The following is a 20,445-nucleotide window of genomic DNA, read 5'->3' as shown; positions in this document are numbered from 1 at the left end:
TCAAAAAGAATCAACAGCCCTTACTTCCTTTTACCACTTTCGATAAGCTTAAGGATATCTTTCAGTTCTTGAGCTGATACCTTTTTCTGGTCCACAAAGAAGTTTACAAGTTCTTTATAAGAATTGCTGAAATAATTTTTTACCACATTGCCCATAAATTTTTTCTTATACTCGCCTATCGTAATTACCGGTTTATATACATAAGTGTTGCCAAATAGCTTACCACTTACATAACCTTTTTTCTCCAGATTTTTTATAGTGGAAGCCACAGTGGTATAGGGAGCTGGCTTATCCAGATGATCCATAAAAGCCTTTACATGTCCCTCACCCACCTTCCATACTGCAAGCATTAGCTGTTCTTCCTGTGGTGTTAGTCTTTCCATATTACACAGTTACGATATTCACACTAAGCTACGAACATTTCGTAAAATATAAGAAATTTTTTTCTTTGCAGCCTTTTGGCTAAGTTCGTCATCTATATTAGAGAACCATATCGTAATACACTATGAGATACTTATTACTAGTTATTTTATTCGCTGTATCATTGACATCCCAAGCACAACCCATGTATTTGAAGCAAAAAACACCTCCGCCGGCTGTTTTATTGCTTCCGGACAGTACTACCAAATGGAATCTAAAAGCCAAGCTAGATAAAAATAAACCTTTGTTCTTGATATTCTTTAGCCCCGATTGTGATCATTGTAAACATGAGACCGAAGAAATTATTAAGAATATCGATAAGTTTAAAGGTATACAAATTGTAATGGCTACTACAATGCCATTTGATGCCATGAAAAAGTTTGCTGAAAAATATAAACTGGAACAGCACGGCATTACCGTAGGTAGAGATATCGCCTATGTTATCCCTCCTTATTATGAAATGAAAAGTCTGCCCTATCTGGCATTTTACGATAAGAACAAAGTATTGATTTCTACATTCGAAGGTTCTCTGGCCATTCCCACTATTTTAAAAACCTTCGGCAGATAGTAATATAAATTTATAGAATGAAAGGCGCTATGCTCTGTATGAGCACAGCGCCTTTCTGATTGATTATACTTGCTTTTGCTTCCATTTTCCTTTTCGAAAAAGGATATATGATGCTATTGTAACCCCTGTCTCTGCAATAGGTATGGCCACAAAGACGCCTGTGGGCCCCATCTCAAAATATACAGCTAACAGATAAGCTACCGGAACTTGAAAAGTCCAGAAGGCAAAGAAATTGATCCAAGTAGGTGTCCAAGTATCACCAGCGCCATTGAAGGCATTAACCATTACCATTCCAATTCCATAAAAAACAAATCCGCTCGCCATAATATACATTGCCTTTGAAGCAATGCTACGTACACTTTCCACCTCACTAAAAAAGCCCACTAGCCATTCTCCCATCGAAAAGAAAATCAATGAAACCAATAACATAAAGATGATGTTGTATTTCACTGTTTTCATAACCGACTGAGTGGCGCGCTCAGGAGCGTTAGCTCCCAGATTTTGTCCCACCAATGTAGAAGCCGCACCACTTAATCCCCATGCAGGCAACATAAAAAACATCATCAATCGCAAAGCTGTCTGGTAACCTGCACTACCATCCTCACCTCCAGTTACAGCTACCAGTCGTGCTAATATAATCCAGCTACATGATGCTATTACAAATTGAAACGTACCGGGTGTAGCAATTTTTATCATAGAACGAATAATGGAAAAATCCGGTTTAAAATGCCGCATTAGTAGACGTATTTTACCACTCCCCTTCAGTAAATGATACAATTGATACAACACACCGATACCTCTCCCTGTAGTTGTAGCAACAGCAGCACCTGTTAATCCTAGAGCTGGTATGGGTCCCAGCCCATTAATCAAAAGAGGACACAATACGATATTGCAAATATTGGCAATCCACAAGCTTTTCATAGCTATAGTTGCGTTTCCAGCACCGCGAAACACGCCATTTATAAGGAACAGCAGCATAATAATCACACTACTGCCCATCATTATTTGGGTGAAAGTTTTTCCATATTCCGCAGCTTCGCTTGTCGCACCCATGGCCATCAGTATCTCGCGGGCATATATAATTCCTAAAACACTAAGGAGGAGATTTATCAATAGTCCTATAATTATCACCTGTGCAGCGCTACGGGCTGCGGCTTCATTGTCTTTTTCACCAATACGCCTGGCCACAATAGCCGTGGCGGCCATGCTTATACCCATAGCCACTGAATAAATTACGGTGAGAACCGATTCTGTAAGCCCTACCGTTTGTATCGCCAGACTACTTTCTTCTAGATGACCCACAAAATACAAGTCTACTAAAGCAAAAACCGACTCCATCATCATTTCCAGCATCATCGGAATAGCAAGCATCATTACAGCCTTACGGATGCTCACGCTGGTATAATCGAGCTCTTTACCCTGAATAGCTTCTTTCAACAAATGCATAAAACCAGATGCCTTACGGACACCTCTATAATCCGTCGTCATGTAAAGTTTTTTTTGTAAGATGAATGAAAAAAGAAAATACTTCAATCGGGTGGGCAATAAAGCCACCAGTCAACAAGAATAAACTGCAGAGGGAATACCGGTCGTATTAGCGGGTGCGCGCTAGCATGAATAGAACATAACCGGTGCAAATTGCTTTCATTGGTCAGAGAATTTTGAGCAGCAAAAATAGAAAAGTATTTAAATAATCGAAAAAAAGTTTGTCATACCAACAAAAAAGCCGTTCCGAATAAGACATCGGAACGGCTCTTGGTATGATTTGTTATAAAACGTTTATTTCACTTCTTCGTAAGGCACATCCGTTACATCTTCAGTACCCGAACCTCCTCCGGTAGACTGTTGTGCACCGTTGGCATCGGCACTAGGCTGCGCCTGACCAGATTTATAAATATCCTCACTAGCTGCGGTCCAGGCCTGATTTAGTTCTGCCATAGCAGCTTCAACAGCTGGGATATCCTGATTTTTGTGTGCCTCTTTCAGCTTTTCTACGGCTTTTTCGATAGCTGTTTTCTTATCAGCCGGCACTTTATCACCAAACTCTTTCAATTGTTTTTCGGTTTGGAAAATAAGACTGTCGGCCTGATTTAGTTTTTCAATGCGCTCTCTTTCGGCTTTGTCTGCGGCCTCATTAGCTTTCGCTTCAGCCTTCATTCTTTCAATTTCTTCTTTGCTCAAACCGCTACCGGCTTCGATGCGAATGTTCTGCTGTTTACCGGTTCCCTTATCCTTAGCTGTAACATTCAGGATACCGTTAGCATCAATATCAAAGGTTACCTCAATTTGAGGAACACCTCTGGGTGCCGGCGGAATACCGTCCAGGTTGAAGATACCCAAGCTCTTATTGTCTTTAGCCATAGGACGCTCACCCTGCAGCACATGTATCTGTACACCCGGCTGGTTATCGGTAGCAGTAGAGAAAACCTCTGACTTTCTGGTAGGAATGGTAGTATTTGCAGGAATAAGGGTTGTCATCACTCCACCCAGCGTTTCGATACCCAGAGAAAGCGGTGTTACGTCCAACAGCAATACATCTTTCACTTCTCCGGTTAGTACCGCACCTTGAATAGCAGCACCAATGGCTACTACTTCATCGGGGTTTACTCCCTTATTCGGCTTCTTACCAAAGAATTTCTCTACTATTTCTTGAACCTTAGGAATACGTGTACTACCTCCTACTAAGATTACTTCATCGATGTCAGAAGCTGACAATCCGGCATCTCTCAATGCTGCCTCACAAGGTTTCAGACAGCGCTCAAACAGAGAGTCGGCCAGTTGTTCAAATTTTGCACGAGTTAATTTTTTTACTAAGTGTTTAGGTACACCGTCAACCGCTGTAATATATGGCAGGTTGATTTCGGTTTCCATAGAGCTGGAAAGTTCGATCTTAGCTTTTTCGGCAGACTCTTTCAGGCGTTGTAGCGCCATAGGATCATTCCGCAGATCAATACCTTCTTCAGCTTTAAACTCATCAGCCAGCCAGTCCATGATCACCTTATCGAAGTCATCACCACCCAGGTGGGTGTCACCGTTGGTAGATTTTACTTCGAATACACCATCACCCAGCTCCAGCACTGAAATATCGAAAGTACCGCCACCTAGGTCGAATACAGCAATTTTTTGGTCTTTGCCACGTCTATCCAAACCATAGGCTAATGCGGCTGCTGTAGGTTCGTTTACGATACGACGTACATTCAAGCCAGCAATTTCACCTGCCTCTTTAGTAGCTTGCCTTTGAGCATCGTTAAAGTAGGCAGGTACGGTAATAACCGCTTCGGTTACTTCTTGTCCTAGGTAATCTTCAGCAGTTTTTTTCATTTTTTGTAAAACCATTGCTGAAATTTCCTGAGGAGTATATAATCTGCCATCTATATCAATACGAACTGTATTATTGTCGCCTTTAGCAACTTTGTAGCTCCAGTGGCTAATTTCCGCCCCTACTTCATCGAATCTGCGCCCCATGAAACGTTTCACAGACATGATGGTATTCTGAGGATTGGTGATAGCCTGTCTTTTTGCAGGATCCCCTACCTTACGTTCACCGTTTTTCAAAAAAGCAACCACTGAAGGCGTAGTGCGGCGTCCTTCGTCATTTGCAATCACTACTGGCTCATTCCCTTCCATTACAGCCACACAGCTATTGGTGGTACCTAAGTCTATACCAATAATTTTACCCATAATATAATATTTAGATTATCATTATTTCTTTAAGATGTACCGCATTCATTGCGACAGAATCTTATTGTCAATGATTGTGCCGAAGACTGGATTATGCAAAAATGGCAGATTATAGGCATCCCTTCGTGTCATGAAAATAATTTTGAAATAAAATGTTGCATTTTCAATGGTGACAGCGTCACTATTAAGTGAATCAGCTGATCCGTATTTTATACAAACTCATTTTATAAAAACCTGATTAAAGATATGCGTAAAATGTTTAAAATCAATAGCATTAGTATTACACTTCTCGCTTCAGCGATGTTGGTAATGGCGTCTTGTAATAAGGATGATGACCACTATTATCTCCCTGAAGCAGCAGCCGTAGGTGTTGTACATGCTTCGGCAGGCCTGCCTGCATTAGATGTAGCACTCGACAACAATCGTCTGGGTGTAAATTATTTTAATTACACAGACCGGGTGGATTATTTCCGTGCTTATACCGGCAACCGTGTATTCAAGGTATATCACGCTAGTGCCCCCAGCTCAAGTCCAATCTTTACCAAAAACCTCACCTTTGAGGCTGGAAAATATTACAGTGTATTTATCACCGACACTGCTGCAAATATGGACGCAGTGGTGCTGAGAGACAGTACCCGTGCTGCAGGCAAAGACTCTGTTCGCCTTCGTTTCGCCAACATGAGTCCTGATGCACCCGGACTGGATTTGTATGTAAAGGGCAACAATACGCCTATTGCTACCAACATTACCTACAAAACGGCCAGCCAGTTCTTCAGCTATCCTTCGGCAGGCAATGTAATCTTTGAAGTTAGAAGAAATGGGCAAACAGCCCTTCTGGCCACTTTGGATCCCATAAACTTGTATAAGGGACGCATCTATACCGTATGGACAGGCGGTTATATTAATGGTAATGCGGAAGATGGCACCCGTATAAGATTAGAAGCTTTCGCCCACTAAATATTCGATCGCAAAACCGTATTCTTAAATGAAAACTTAGATCAGCCCTATTAATGTAGAGGGCTGATCTTTTAAGTAAAAACGGGTTTGGGGAATTGAGAGTTTGTACAGATATTTAAACTACCAATCAAGGTATACGGTTGATAGATCAGATAAAAGTTGAAAGTATGTTGAGTGAATCTCCACCGATATACCAGCGAGAATCAGTAAAGACGAGCCAACTCAATAAATCGGATAACAAATTGGCACAAAGCGGCGAAGCACTGCTCGATATCTTAAAGGGATGCCAAAACAATATAGAGCATCATAAAGAGACGCTTTACAAAAGCTTTTACGGCTATGTTAAAGGCGTAGTGACCCGCTATGTAACTGATTTTCATTATGCAGAAGAAATTGTAAACGACAGTTTTATAAAGATATTTAACAACTTATCATCCTTTCAGGCATTGGGCCAAGCTACCAATGTATCCACATCATTCAAAGCTTGGATTGCAAAAATCGCGTCAAGAACAGCAATCGACTTTTTACGTAAAAAGAAAATCGACTTTAATAAGGATGATATTTCAGACATCAATCATAGCAGTATAGCATATGAACAATCCTCAAGTAGTGAGATAAAAGATATTTTAAAACTCTTAAATGCATTACCCCAAACACAAAGAGCCATTTTTAATTTGTATGAAATAGAAGGGTTTTCGCATCAGGAAATAGCCGTTATGCTGTCTATTCCCGAAAATGTTAGCCGCTCTTATCTGTCAAGAGCTAAAAATAAACTGAAAGCCCTTTATATAGAAAACTTTTAAGCGATGAAAGAACGCGACGACGATATTTTTAACCATATAAGGCAAGTGTTGCGGAACCATGAGGAGCCGTACGAGGAAGGTGCATGGGAGCGCTTTAAGGCCTATAGCCACACAGCCGCCCCCTCCCCGCTTCCTAAGCACCCCATAATTCCTCTGTGGAAATGGGCCACTGCGGCAGCCGCTGTCATCACCGGCGTCTTTCTATTTTCCCGTATTTTCCACGTATCACAAGAGGGTATTAATATAAAATCATCTGAGCTCCCTATAGTACAGCAGCTTCCAACCACGGATACACCTTCACAGCAGTTCCAAACAGACACAGAAACTGTTTTTTCTGACCGCTCAGGCTTATCGGCTCAGGCCAATACATCGCAGCCTACTCCTGCTGCTCAATCCTCTGTACCGGCAACTACAACCCATACAGTCGCAATACCACAAGTACAAGCGCCCCAGGAAGTACCCCTTGTGGCTCAAACGCAAGTACCAGAGACGGTTCCCAGTCAAGCTCCTACACAGCCTAAGACAGAACGGCAGCCTGATCAAAATAATCACGTCGTTGATTTTTGGAAGAACAGAATTGTCACAGACAAGCCTGAGGAAAAAAGAGTGCTTCCGCAACAGGATAATCGAAATGCCTTGCTGGCAACCACCTCAGAAAAAAGACATAGCGAAAAAAATAGAAAATGGCAGCCTAGTTTATATGTATCGCCTGTATTTAGTGATCTAGGCGTGGATATGGGATATGGCGTATCCCTAGCTTATGCCATCAATGATAAACTGAAAATAAGTTCAGGCATTGCGCACGCTAAAATTTCTACTTCGCGCTCTTTTGATGAAAGTATTCCTGGCGTGGCTACAGCTCCTGAAATGGAAGTGATATCCACTGAGCATTCAGATCTCATGACTTATGCATCCCAACCTAGTTCGGTGCTACAGCAAGTAACTGGTTCATTATCGGGCATCGACATCCCTGTAGAATTAAACTATAGTTTTAATAAAAAGTTTTATGCAGCAGCTGGTGTATCAGGACTAGTAGTACTTCACGATAAGAAGACTTATACTTACGAGGATTATCGAAACATTAAAGTGTCTGTAGAAACCAGCAAAGGTGCACTAAAGGAAGATAAAATGATTACGGTGCAAGAGTACAACACTACTTCAGTGCCCGCTCAGGCACCAGCCGAAAACATTCCCTTCTTGGGCTACTATAATATTTCGGTAGGTTATCGCCAAAAGTTATCCAATAAAAACGCAGTGTCCATTGAACCTTTCCTTAAGGTCCCTATGAAAAAGGTTACACAACAAAATCTCAATTATCAGGGTACTGGGATTAGATTAAGGTTCGATTTTTAGACTCCGTATTTATGAAGTCGATACCTGCTCTTTACAGAGCAGGTATTTTTTTGAAAAAACTGCAATAAAAATTTAAAATTCTATTTTGTTGATTGCATCCACACCCCTAATTTTGCGCCCGGAGAGATGGCAGAGTGGTCGAATGCGGCGGTCTTGAAAACCGTTGACTGTAACAGGTCCGGGGGTTCGAATCCCTCTCTCTCCGCACCACTCGAAATAAAACGACCCACTACTTAGTAGTGGGTCGTTTGCATATAAGCCGCCTGCAACCTATATGCTTCCTTTACACCCCTTGTTGTATAACGCAGCAATTCGCATTTACACAATATTTGATTCGTTTGGTTATACAATACGGTTTTAGATGCCGTTGATAATAGCAGCGCTTGCTTAGGAAGAATATGTTACTTCCATCCCAATCCGGGAGCAACATATTTTACTATGGATGAAAGAATATGAAGATTATACTCTACACCGAGTGTATTAGGGATAGTCAATAAAATAGTATCAGCCTCCTGAATAGCCTCATCTTTAGCCAGCTCTTCAATAAGCTGGTCAGGGGTCCCTACATAACTTCGCCCAAATACTGCTCTGCGCCCCGCTTCAATGTATCCGAAAGAATCGGTACGTGCAGCTTCATGTCCAAAATAATATTTATCCCTATCATTCATAATAGGAAAAATGGAACGACTTACAGAGATGCGTGGCTCACGCTCATGTCCTGCTTCTTTCCAAGTTTTTTTATACAACCTGATTTGTTCGGCCTGCTGGATATGAAAGGGCTTACCGCTTTCATCAAATTTCAAGGTAGAACTCTGCAAATTCATCCCTGCTTTTGCTGCCCATACAGCTGTAGCATCAGAAGCCGATCCCCACCAAATACGCTCGCGCAAACCCGAAGAATGCGGTTCCAAACGTAATAACCCGGGAGGGTTGGGAAACATAGGATTAGGATTGGGACGGGCGAAACCCTCTCCTCTCAACAAGTCCAAAAATTCCAATCCTTTGCGACGCCCCATGTCTTCATCAGTTTCACCATCCTTAAGCTCATATCCGAAATACCTCCAACCATCAATTGCCTGCTCGGGAGAACCTCTGCTGATTCCTAGTTGCAATCTTCCTCCTGATATAAGATCTGCTGCGCCAGCATCCTCTACCATATACATGGGATTTTCATAACGCATATCAATAACAGCGGTACCTACCTCAATTTTGCTGGTTTTAGCGCCTATGGCTGCCAGTAAAGGGAAAGGCGAGGCCAGTTGTCGTGCAAAATGGTGCACTCGAAAATATGCACCGTCCACACCTATCTCTTCTGCAGCTACAGCTAATTCTATAGATTGCTGGAGTACATCACCGGCCGTTTTTGTAGCATAATCCGGATGATTAGCCCAATGGCCGAAAGATAGAAAGCCTATTTTTTTCATTTTTGTGATAGTGCTGTCCTTCGCTGCATTTATGTGAATATATGCTAATTTTTTCTTTAGGAACCCGCTCCTGTTATCCAAATAGTTATTGCCCTAATGTTCTTCATAACTATTCCTATTACCTAAATTTGTAACAGCAGCAAGTTTGCCGTTCTTATTTATAATAAATAATAACAGCAGCTCCTGCCGAATGTTCAGTAGGCTAAGTTGTGGAAAACCTCTAAGTGATATTTCTGAATGGTGCTCATGAAAACAATGCAGGCGAATACACTTCTCGGAACTAAGAACAACCGACCATAAAGCAAAAGACTCTAATCGTTTAAAACAAAGTACAAACATATTTGTTAATATCTCAACATATTGACTTATGAACTTTACATCCATTTTGGAAGCTGCAGGCGCCTATGCGGCATCTTATTTTAAACAGCATGCTTCCGAAGAGCTACTGTATCACAACTATGAGCATACAGTTGCTGTGGTTAATGCCGCTAGCGAGTTAAACCAACACTATCAGTTGTCACAACAGGATAATTTCATTGTACTGATAGCGGCATGGTTTCATGATTTGGGATATCTGACAGATCCATTAAATCATGAAATAGCCAGTAGTTCATTAGCGGAAAATTTTTTAAAGGAAAAAGGCGTTTCGCCCGTCATTATAAATGAGGTAAAGGCATGCATCCTTGCTACAAAGATGCCCCAACAACCACAGAATCTGCTGCAGCAAATCGTCTGTGATGCAGATTTATCGCACTTTTCCAAAGACTCCTTTGCAGAAAAGAGTAAGAATCTGAGAAAAGAACTTCGCAACAGATGTGGAGTAGACATCAGTAAAAACCTTTGGAGACAACAAACAATTTGTTTAATGGAGATGCATCAATATCATACGGAGTACGCACGCAAGCATTGGGATCCTAAGAAATTGCAGAATCTGAAAGAGCAAAAGGCTAAAGAATCCCCCATCCCTATTGCTTCTGATATTCCCAAAAAGGGAGGTAAAAAAAGCGAACGTCCTGAAAAAGGCATTGAAACCATGTTCCGCGTTACCTCCACCAACAATCAACGATTGAGCGATATGGCCGATAAAAAGGCGGACATTTTGATTACAGTAAACTCCATCTTGTTATCTGCCATTCTAAGTTTACTCATTCGAAGATTGGAGAGTCATCCGCACTTGATTATTCCTACTATCATAATCCTACTGGTATCAGCAATTACCCTAATTTATGCCATCCTGGCTACTCGTCCCAAGATTCCCAATGGGAGTTTTACTCAAGAAGATGTAGACACCCAAAAAGTGAATCTCTTATTTTTTGGCAATTTTTACAAAATGGATTTTGAAGAGTACAAAAAAGGAATGTGGAAAGTAATGGAAGACCGCAACTTTTTATACGGTTCTCTCATAAAAGACATTTACTCCCAAGGTATTGTTTTAGGAAGAAAATATAAACTATTAAGGATAGCTTATAATGTATTCATGTATGGGCTTATGATATCCATTATCGCTTTTTTGATTGCAATATTCTCTATCGTATAAACCAATTGCAATGTTGCTGAAAGGAAGAGATACAAGCTGGCTGGAATTTAATGAACGCTTACTGTATGAAGCAGCAGATACCAACGTACCTCTGGCTGAAAGACTGAAATTTTTATCTATCTACTCATCCAATCTGGACGAATTTTGGAGAGTACGTATACCTACCATTACAGCATTGGGGAAAGTTAAAAAGCAACATAAAGCCGAGAGTGCCAAAGAAATTATTAGTATTATCAGCAAACAACAGGAATGCTTTGGAAACATCATCAAAAAAACTATTGAAGCCTTAAAGGATCATAATATATATGTAGTATACAACGAACCTATCCCTTATCAAATTCAAGAAGCCGTCAACCATTATTTTTTTGCTCATATTGCCGGTTACTTGAGAATATATTACCCCCAATCGCCCCAAGATTTCTTTCCGCAGAATAACCGCATCTATCTTGCGGCAGCACTGGAGACTTCATCCGGTGAGCGACTAGCGGTTGTAGATATCCCATCTGACCGCATTTCTCGTTTTTTCTCGGTACAGGCTGATGATATACAGTATGTGGTATTTATCGATGATATTATCAAATCCAAGCTGTCGATATTATGGCCGGATATCAAAGTCGAAAATGCATACAGTTTTAAAGTAACACGCGATGCCGAACTGGGGCTGGATGACGAGTTTAAAGGGAACCTGGCTCGCAAGATCGCGGAACAGCTCGCCAAACGCGATTATGGTTTGGCAACAAGACTGCTTTATGATTCTCGCATTTCCGAAAGCCTACTCCAACAATTAATTCGAAATCTGGGCTTACAAAATGCGATGATTATAAAAGGTGGAGTTTATCATAATCTGAAGGATTTATCCGCCATTCCGATCAGCGATCCATCGTTAAAAGACAAACCTTGGCGCCCGATATTACATCCGTTACCGGCTCCTACTCTATTGGAAAGTATCGCAAAACAGGACTTACTATTGCATCTTCCTTTTCATGATTATGATACTGTCCTTCGTTTTTTTAATGAAATTGCCCTCGACCGGAGTGTTACAGAGATCAATATGACCATGTATCGTATCTCCGGCACCTCGCAAATTGCTGAATCCTTAATTACTGCAGCGCTGAACGGCAAAAAAGTTACCGTATTTGTGGAGCTGAAAGCTCGTTTTGATGAAGCCAACAACATTAGCTGGGCAAAAAAAATGAAAGCGGCCGGTATACGCATTATATACAGCATTCCTCAAATGAAGGTGCATGCCAAAGTAGTTCTAGTAAAAAGAAAATATCAGGATAAACTACAATACCTAGGTCTACTAGGCAGTGGCAACTTTAATGAGGTTACGGCAAGATTTTATACAGATCAGGTGTTAATGACCAGCAATCAGCAATTATTAAAGGATCTAAATCAGTTATTCAAACTATTAAAGAAAAACAAAAAAGTTATTGCACCAGATGCTATAACACCTAAGCATCTACTCATAGCCCCTTTCAATTTACAATCAACCTTCACAGCACTCATTGACCGCGAAATTGCACATGCAAAAGCTAATCGAGAAGCAAAAATTATTGCAAAAATCAACAATCTGGAAGATGAAAAAATTATTAATAAACTATATGAAGCCTCTAATGCAGGAGTAAAAATTCGGCTCATTGTTAGAAGCATTTGCAGACTAGTACCTGGCGTAAAAGGACAAAGCGAAAATATTACCGTTGCTCGAATTGTAGACCGTTATTTGGAGCATGGTCGCATATTCTGGTTTTACAATAATGGCGATGATGAGTTATACATGGGTTCGGCAGACTGGATGACCCGCAATTTATATCGCCGTATAGAAGTATGCTTTCCCGTAGTCGATCCTCAACTCAAGAAAGCATTACAACATGTATTGAATATCTATATGAATGACACCGCCAAAGCCGTATGGTTAACACCCGATGGTCCTCAAAAACCCGAGACCTCCCAAGAAATACCTCTACAGGCTCAGGCAGAGATGTATAAATGGGTAGCAGCAGGCTGCCCGACAAAACTCTAAACATATAATGAACTGTAAAAAATTTTTTGCAACAATTATCTTATGCGTAAGCATCATAGTGGCCTGTGGTAATAAAAGTGAGAACACTGCAACATCGCCACCAGGCTATGATTTATCCGTATTTGAAAAAATATTATTACCAGATGTATTACTGGAAGTATCTGGCATTGCGTTTGCACCGGGAAAATTCGACTCGATATATGTCAATCAAGATGAGGATGGCATTATTTTTAAGGTTGAATTAGCATCCGAAAAATATCATACTTCAGATTTCGGCATCCCTGGCGATTTTGAAGACATCGCTATTCAGAATGACACGCTCTTAGTGCTTCAATCTGATGGGTCCTTTTATGGATTCACATTGAGCGATCTTCATAATCGTCGATCACAACCTTTCGCAATCTACAAGAAAATATTGCCCAAAGGAGAATACGAGGGACTTTTTGCCGATTCGCTTACAGGAAGTTATTATGCCATGTGTAAAAGTTGCAAAGGCGACAAAAAGAATAAGCAGCTCTCCATTTATCAGTTGCAATTTATCAATGGCGAATTAACTCCTGTAAAAAAGCATATAATGTCTACCGAGAAAATATTAGAATACGCCAACAATAACATTGCATTTCAACCTTCTGCGCTGGCTAGACATCCTCTAACCCAAGATTTTTACATTATTTCATCGGTAAACAAATCTCTGATTGTAGTTAACAACAATTGGGAAGTATCCGGCATATATCCACTAGACAGAAAAACCCTTATGCAACCAGAAGGGCTAGCATTTGATAAGTACGGAAATATGTATATCAGTAGCGAGGGAGATGAATTGCAATCTGCAAGAATTTTAAAGTTTCATTATTCAAACGATAGATAATGTTACAGCGACTCATATACATACTGTTGGCCATTATAAACTTTGACCTTGCAGTCACCGCTCAGCCGCAATTGAAACACCGACTTATTTTCATTGGCGATGCGGGAGAAATCAATCCTAAACAACAGGCTGTCATTACTGCGGCTGCAGGAAAAGTAATACCAGAAAAGACTTCTGTCTTTTACCTAGGAGATAATATTTACCCACGTGGCATGAATATGGAGAGAGACAATGCTGTTATAGAAGATCAACAAATATTGCGCTCGCAGTTCGAACCTTTTAGAAGCAAGAATGTGCCGGTTTATTTCATTCCCGGCAATCATGACTGGGACCGAATGGGTAAAAAAGGATTAGAAAAAATCAGGGCGCAAAATGATTTTATTGCGGCACAGAAAGATTCTCTATTACAGATGATTCCTAAAAATGGCTGTCCCGACCCCATTGCTATTCCCTTTGGGGATGAAGCCGTAGTAATTGCCTACGACTCTGAATGGTGGCTATTCCCTTACAAGAAGAAACGTAGTGATGACATTTGTGAATGCGATACAGAACAAGATGTATTAGATCAACTCGCCACCTTATTGTGGGAACACAAGAATAAAATAATCTTTTTGGCAAGCCACCACCCTTTCCAAAGCTATGGAGAACATGGAGGAAAATTCAGCTTAAAGGAACATATTTTCCCCTTAACTGCTCTCAATCCCCATATCTATATCCCGCTCCCTGTAGTAGGCTCACTATATCCCTTATTACGTAAGACCGTTTTCATCAACGCAGAAGACATCCCTCATCCCCAATATCAGCACTTTATCAAGCAGATAACTTCAACAATAGACGGTTTTGCCAATGTCATAAAAGTTGCGGGACATGAACACAGCCTACAGCTCATCAATGATAACGGCTTGCAAATTGTAAGTGGAGGCGGCTCCAAAAGTACTCATGTAAAAAAAGCAGCCCGTTCATTATTTGCACATGCCGGAGAGGGATTTGTAATAGTAGATATTTTCAATGATAAAACTTCCGAGATTGAGTTTTATACTTATCAGCATTCTGGAGCGCTTCAACCCACGTACAAGCATACGACCAAGTTTATAGATCAGGAACAAATTATAAATGCGCAATACGAATATTTATTAAATAACGATAGTGTGAGCATTGCCGCCAACCCCAAATATGACAAGGTGGGCAAATTGCATCGAAAAATATTTGGCGAAAATTACCGGAAAGAATGGGCTGCCCCTACCAAGCTTCCAGTCTTTCGCTTAAGTCAATTACAGGGAGGCTTAACACCTTTACAGAAAGGTGGTGGTATGCAAACTGTATCATTGCGCCTTGCCGACACTAGTGGAAAACAATGGGTATTGCGCAGTGTCAATAAGGTAGCCGATGCTATTTTGCCTGAAGGGCTACGCTCTACCTTTGCCACCAAACTGGTGGATGACTACATGAGCGGGCAACATCCCTACGCTGCTCTGATTATACCTCCTTTAGCAGATGCAGTTAAAGTACCACATGCCAATCCTGTAATTGGTGTAGTAGCCCCCGATCCTAATCTAAGCATTTATAGCAATCTCATGACTGGTAGAATAGCGTTGCTTGAAGAAAGAGAACCGCTGGGGAAATCAGACAATTCCGAAAAATTCATCAAAGCATTGATAAAAGACAACGATAACACTTTTAAAGCAAAAACTTTCTTTCGTGCGATGATGCTGGATGCACTGGTATCAGACTGGGATCGACACGAAGATCAATGGCGCTGGCGCAACGTAAGCAACGGAAAAGATAAAGATTACACTCCCGTGCCCAGAGATAGGGACCAAGCATTAAAAATCAATAACGGTTTCATTCCTAAACTACTCTCCCGAAGCTGGCTACTGCCTACTTTCCAAGGATTTGACAGCATCATCCCATCAATAAAATATTCTCTATTCAAACATCGCTTTATACAGCCATTTCCAGAGTTTCAGTTTAGTAGAACGGAGTGGAACCACATGGCAACAGACTTTGTACAAAAAATCACAGATTCAGTTATTGATGTAGCCATAAATCAACTACCAGAATCTTCACGTAACATACGAGGACAAGAGCTAGCTGAAAAAATGAAAAAGCGCCGGGACCAGCTTCCCGCCGCTATGGATAAGTACTACACCTTTTCGCAACAAATTGTAGACCTGCATTTGAGTGATAAGCACGAATACATTGTATTAGAAGACGCACCCAATGGTGGTTTGCATTTTACAATTAGAAAAATCAATAAAGAAGGTTTAATAAAGAGTAAACTACTGGACCATGTATATGATCCTAAGATTACAAAAGAAATACGATTATACACCGGAGCCGGCAATGATACTTTAAAGATTGATTACAGTGACTCACCCATCAAATTAAGAATTATAGGCGGACAGGGGGAGAAGCACATGATAATAACACAACCCGGTAAGAAAATACGACTTTATAATCATACCAAGGGTATGAGCTACGAAGGCTATGAGCAAAGAATTCGCAAAAGACTTCATGACGACTCTTTGCAAACAGCTTTCGTTCCTGTAAACCTATATTCTTATACCATGCCCCTTATTACCGGTGGATATAATATTGATGATGGACTTATTCTCGGAGCAGGATTCCGCCATGTGCATCAAAAAGGTTTCAGAAAGCAGCCGTATAGTAGCTCACTACAGCTAGTGGTATCCGGAGCCCTGTCTACAGGGGCCCTACAGGCTAAGCTGAAAGCTGACTGGATAGAAGTATTCCGCAAAACCGATATCGAATTACGCGCGTTCACTTATGCGCCACATAATACACATAATTTCTTCGGAATTGGTAATGATACAGAGTACGACAAGAACCATCCTATCCAATATTACCGCAGCCGCTATACCCTCGCGCAGGTGGATCCTTTATTCAGATGGCGAAAAAAGGATCATACCATCCTTCGGTTTGGTCCCAGCCTACAGCTTTACAACATGAAAGCGGAGGATAATAAAGGACGCTTCATTCTCAATCATACATTACAGAGTTATGACAGTGCCACGCTTACTAAATCTAAAGCCTACCTAGGTGCAATTTTTGCATATGAGAAGGACAGCCGCAACCACGCAATCTTTCCTTCCAAAGGAGGTAACATATTATTACTAGTAAAAGGTTATAGAGGTTTAAATAGTTATAGCCAATCACTGATACAAGCAACATCCGACATTACATTTTACTTACCATTGAACCAGGAGGCATCAGCTATTGTAGCGAATCGTGTAGGCGGAGGGGTTACCTTGGGACATGCCGCATTTTACCAATCCTTGTTTTTGGGAGGTAATGATAATTTGCGGGGGTTCCGTAACTATCGGTTTGCTGGCAATCATGCTTTTTACAATAATCTGGAATTAAGACTGCGTATGGCACAAATTGGCAGTTATATCCTGCCAGGTCAACTTGGTGCTACGTTATTCTACGATATCGGAAAAGTATGGCCTTCAGGATCTAACAAGGCTCTTCATCAAGGTGTGGGTGGAGGTCTCTACTATGCACCTGCAAATATTGCAGTATTTCAGTTATTGGCAGGATATTCAAAGGAGGGTTGGTACCCGCATTTTACCATGGGTTTCAGATTTTAACCAGATGAATAATGAAAACACTCGTAAGTAAATATATAGATTATACAAAAATTGATACCAGTTTTTCCTTTGCTCCTTTCTATCAATTTCTGAGAAAAAAAGCCAGTGAAACTAATGATGCCAAAAAAGGCATGCTGGAATATTTTGCAGATCAGATAGAAGAAGCCGGCGTACATGAAAGAGATATCTCAGACGAAGAATTACCTCGTTATAAGGAATTACTGGATATTTTGTATGTAAGCCTCACCAATATTACGCTCGATGGTAATAAGGATATTTGGGGGATTACAGCACCTTTTACGAGATGCTTTGCATACGGAACACCTTCTTTATACAATTCATTCATTGATGAACATACGGCATGGCTCAAACCTGAATTCGAATCTAACTTCTGGGAAATAAGCTTGGGAGGGTTAAAAAACATTTACCAAACCATACTCCATCAGGTATATAACATCAGTTTCGCATCTCAAGAGGATTTTATCTATCGCTATATCGATCCTCAAACAGGTTTATATCGTTTTTACAAAATCATCTTTGATCATAGATTTATTGATATTAAATACGAGCAGCATCTGCCTGAACTAAATGAACATAAAATTCTTGGCATTACTGATGACGCCCTCTTTGTTCGGTATATGCTGAGGAAACTTCCCCTTTCACTTTTTCGATTTCGTGGATTTGGTATTGTAAGTATTGCTGATGTAACCGAACAACAAAGCATTTTACACATTAAGGAGCGTTTATTAAAGCTTAAAGAAGAAGGCGCTCAAAAGACTTCTATTTTTGAAGATCTACGGATATCTGTAAAATCTCTTTTAGGATCTAATAAAATAGAAATAAGCCTTCCTCCTTTTGCCATCCTCAACAAGAAGATCGTATGGAAAACTAGGAAAAATCTATTAGGTTGTGCCGATTTAAGTGAAAACGAAATTCAAACATTTTTTAATCTGCTTGAAACCCATAAAAAGCCCATTGTTATAAATGATACGCAGGGCACCCCTTCCCGCTATGCATTTCTGGAAAAATTATTACGAAATACTCCCTACCGCACCTACGCTGTGGTTCCTATTTTCTTTCAACAAAAAGTGTACGGTGCTTTAGAGCTATTTTCTGTGGAGCCGGGAGTTATTACTCCAGAGCGTATCAGAACTCTCGAAAGATTGAACTTAGAATTTGCTCAATTGATGAGAGTAGGCGTTGAACTGTTTGAACATGATCTTCGTCAAATCATTTCTGAAAGGTTCACCGTCATTCAACCTTCAATCGCATGGAAATTTGATGAAGCCGCTCTAGAATATCTTATACAAGAGCGTACGCATGGCAAAGTCATTCGAAAAGTACCCATCGTTTTTGAATCGATATATCCCTTTTATGGTGCAGTAGACATCCGCAACTCATCACTACTGCGCAATAATGCCATAAGGGCCGACTGGCAATTGCAGTTGAAATGGTTACAGAAAACAGCTAATGAACTAAAACCTTTTGGACTACCGTATGTGCAACAACTGATGCAGCAACAAACCGAATTTTTAAAAGACAATAACATAGACCGACCTATTAGCAGCGAAACGATATCCCTATCACATGCTTTGGATAAAGCACTTTACCAGTTGTTACAAAAGGTGATGGTAGAACATCCCCAGGCTGCTGATATATGTAAAGCTTATCTTGACGCAATAGATCCTGTAAATGGCCCCTGTAGCATTAACCGCCGCAACCTAGAGCTTTCCATGCAGCAAACAGTGGCAGGCATCGATAACCTGCTCAATGAAATGAATAAAAAAATGCAGCAGGTATATCCGGCATACTACAATAAATTTCGCACCGATGGAATTGAATATGATATATACGTGGGGCAATCCATCAATCCGCAAAAACCTTTTACCAAAGACCATCTCCATCAGTTGCACATCATACAGCTGGAGTATATGCGTAAGATAGCACTATTAAATGCAGAACAACAGCACTCCTTATTGGTACCACTTCAATCAACACAGCTAATTTTTGTGAATAGTGATGTAATTGATATCACCTTTAGGGAAGATGAGAAACGCTTCGATGTGGAAGGAGCCTACAATATCCACTATCAGATGATCAAAAAACGTGTAGATAAAGTACATATTCGCGATACCAAGGAGCGTCTTACACAACCCGGTAAAATTGCTATTATTTATATCAACGAAGCAGATGTGGAAGATTATGTAGACTTACTGCATGCTGAAATAAAGAGAGGACATTTTTCTAATCTCGAATATTTACTACTCGAAGATTTGCAAGGCATCAGTGGATTGAAAGCATTACGTGTGACAGTAGCATCTTAAAAATATGTACGCACTGCCCTGCGTGTTTTCTTTTGACTGGCCTGCCATACGGCTTTAGTAACAAAATGTCCCATTACTGAGCCTAACAGTACATCACTGGCCCAATGCCTGTTATGATAAATACGCGATACAGCTGTCACAGAAGCGATAGTATATGCTACAGGCGCTACCCATTTATGCTCCTGAAATTCGAGCGATAAAGCGGTAGCCACGGTAAAAATCGTATTGCTATGGCCACTGGGGGATGAGGTATACCCTTTCTTTGTAAAGGGTAATGCATAATCCCAGGAAGAATTGGTGGCATCAGGACGGTTACGACGAATCAACTTTTTTGCAGCTGTGTACATTACAGTCGATATTACTAATGACTTGGCACCGGTGAGACCAGCGGATTCTATCTTAGGCTGATGTGCCAGCGCCCCCACTGCATACATTGCCGGAAAAATATAAAGACCATAAGTATTACCGAAAGGCTCTACTACATTAGCAATGCTTTCTACGGCATTGGAACGATTATGTTGTACTACATTCCGAATTTCCCAGTCTGCCAGTAACAGCCCACCCGTTCCCGCCATCACTATTGAAAATCGCATCCAGTCGCGTTTAGTCCAATGAGCGGGTCTCGTAATAGTATATTTTACTGCAGGAATAAAGCTATTTAAGTAATCTTTGTTGAGCTTGTAATGGGGAGTCGTTGTGGCTTCTTCAAGAGTATCGGATAGAGCGATAGGGGAAGTTATGCTGTCTACTTGTGCTATTACTGCTTTACAAAAAAGAAACCAGCATCCTACCAACAATATCCGCACATATAAAGCCTTTTTCATCAAAGTAATTTTCAATCACAAATATACAAGCAAGAGATACACTTTCTACTTC

Annotated in this window: 14 protein-coding genes and 1 tRNA gene; 10 read left to right on the top strand and 5 right to left on the bottom strand. The window is 40.7% G+C overall.

From position 1 onward, the window contains the following. Window positions 1–20: 20 nt before the first annotated feature. Window positions 21–383 carry a BlaI/MecI/CopY family transcriptional regulator gene (locus tag PIECOFPK_RS07460; RefSeq protein ID WP_330974313.1) on the bottom strand — a complete coding sequence of 121 codons (363 nt, stop codon included), beginning with the start codon at window positions 381–383 and terminating at the stop codon, window positions 21–23. A 122-nt stretch (window positions 384–505) separates the two neighbouring features. Between PIECOFPK_RS07460 and PIECOFPK_RS07455 the strand changes: the two genes are divergently transcribed. After that, on the top strand, window positions 506–988 hold the full coding sequence (locus PIECOFPK_RS07455) for a TlpA family protein disulfide reductase (protein ID WP_330974314.1): 483 nt from the start codon (window positions 506–508) through the stop codon (window positions 986–988). Window positions 989–1,051: 63 nt separating this feature from the next. Here PIECOFPK_RS07455 and PIECOFPK_RS07450 read toward each other — a convergent pair whose 3' ends face one another. Continuing rightward, entirely contained in the window at window positions 1,052–2,476 is a 1,425-nt protein-coding gene (locus PIECOFPK_RS07450) for an MATE family efflux transporter (RefSeq protein WP_330974315.1), read from the bottom strand. Window positions 2,477–2,767: 291 nt separating this feature from the next. Then, a complete protein-coding gene (gene dnaK / locus PIECOFPK_RS07445; RefSeq protein ID WP_409965496.1) occupies window positions 2,768–4,669 on the bottom strand; it encodes a molecular chaperone DnaK in 1,902 nt (633 codons plus the stop codon). 246 nt (window positions 4,670–4,915) lie between these two features. On the opposite strand from dnaK, the gene PIECOFPK_RS07440 reads away from it, so the two are divergent. From PIECOFPK_RS07440 to PIECOFPK_RS07425, 4 genes are all read left to right on the top strand, one after another. Beyond that, entirely contained in the window at window positions 4,916–5,626 is a 711-nt protein-coding gene (locus tag PIECOFPK_RS07440; RefSeq protein WP_409965495.1) for a DUF4397 domain-containing protein, read from the top strand. A 167-nt stretch (window positions 5,627–5,793) separates the two neighbouring features. Then, window positions 5,794–6,429 (top strand): RNA polymerase sigma factor, encoded by a 636-nt coding sequence (locus PIECOFPK_RS07435; RefSeq protein ID WP_330974318.1) that lies wholly within the window; start codon window positions 5,794–5,796, stop codon window positions 6,427–6,429. Window positions 6,430–6,432: 3 nt separating this feature from the next. After that, window positions 6,433–7,782: a hypothetical protein gene (locus tag PIECOFPK_RS07430; RefSeq protein ID WP_409965494.1), complete on the top strand. Its 1,350-nt coding sequence runs from the start codon at window positions 6,433–6,435 to the stop codon at window positions 7,780–7,782. Between the two features lie 120 nt (window positions 7,783–7,902). Continuing rightward, a tRNA-Ser gene (locus PIECOFPK_RS07425) sits at window positions 7,903–7,987 on the top strand. Between the two features lie 196 nt (window positions 7,988–8,183). Here PIECOFPK_RS07425 and PIECOFPK_RS07420 read toward each other — a convergent pair. Beyond that, on the bottom strand, window positions 8,184–9,206 hold the full coding sequence (locus PIECOFPK_RS07420; RefSeq protein WP_409965493.1) for an LLM class flavin-dependent oxidoreductase: 1,023 nt from the start codon (window positions 9,204–9,206) through the stop codon (window positions 8,184–8,186). A 367-nt stretch (window positions 9,207–9,573) separates the two neighbouring features. Between PIECOFPK_RS07420 and PIECOFPK_RS07415 the strand changes: the two genes are divergently transcribed. The 5 genes from PIECOFPK_RS07415 to PIECOFPK_RS07395 are packed head-to-tail and all read left to right on the top strand — an operon-like array spanning window position 9,574 to window position 19,569. After that, window positions 9,574–10,743, top strand: a complete 1,170-nt coding sequence (locus PIECOFPK_RS07415) for a Pycsar system effector family protein (RefSeq protein ID WP_330974321.1) — start codon at window positions 9,574–9,576, stop codon at window positions 10,741–10,743. 10 nt (window positions 10,744–10,753) lie between these two features. Next, a complete protein-coding gene (ppk1, locus tag PIECOFPK_RS07410) occupies window positions 10,754–12,766 on the top strand; it encodes a polyphosphate kinase 1 (protein ID WP_330974322.1) in 2,013 nt (670 codons plus the stop codon). A gap of 7 nt (window positions 12,767–12,773) precedes the next feature. Then, window positions 12,774–13,634, top strand: a complete 861-nt coding sequence (locus PIECOFPK_RS07405; RefSeq protein WP_409965492.1) for an SdiA-regulated domain-containing protein — start codon at window positions 12,774–12,776, stop codon at window positions 13,632–13,634. Beyond that, window positions 13,634–17,245 (top strand): BamA/TamA family outer membrane protein, encoded by a 3,612-nt coding sequence (locus tag PIECOFPK_RS07400; RefSeq protein ID WP_409965491.1) that lies wholly within the window; start codon window positions 13,634–13,636, stop codon window positions 17,243–17,245. The genes PIECOFPK_RS07405 and PIECOFPK_RS07400 overlap by 1 nt, the downstream gene beginning before the upstream one ends. An 11-nt stretch (window positions 17,246–17,256) precedes the next feature. Further along, a complete protein-coding gene (locus PIECOFPK_RS07395; protein ID WP_330974325.1) occupies window positions 17,257–19,569 on the top strand; it encodes a GAF domain-containing protein in 2,313 nt (770 codons plus the stop codon). On the opposite strand, the gene PIECOFPK_RS07390 is transcribed toward PIECOFPK_RS07395, so the two are convergent. After that, window positions 19,566–20,393, bottom strand: coding sequence for a phosphatase PAP2 family protein (locus PIECOFPK_RS07390; protein ID WP_330974326.1), 828 nt, complete (start codon window positions 20,391–20,393; stop codon window positions 19,566–19,568). The genes PIECOFPK_RS07395 and PIECOFPK_RS07390 overlap by 4 nt on opposite strands. Window positions 20,394–20,445: the final 52 nt, after the last annotated feature.

The organism is Chitinophagaceae bacterium C216, from assembly GCA_028485475.2.
GTDB classification, from domain to species: Bacteria; Bacteroidota; Bacteroidia; order Chitinophagales; family Chitinophagaceae; genus Niabella; species Niabella composti.
This window is presented reverse-complemented; position numbering and strand designations above follow the sequence as displayed.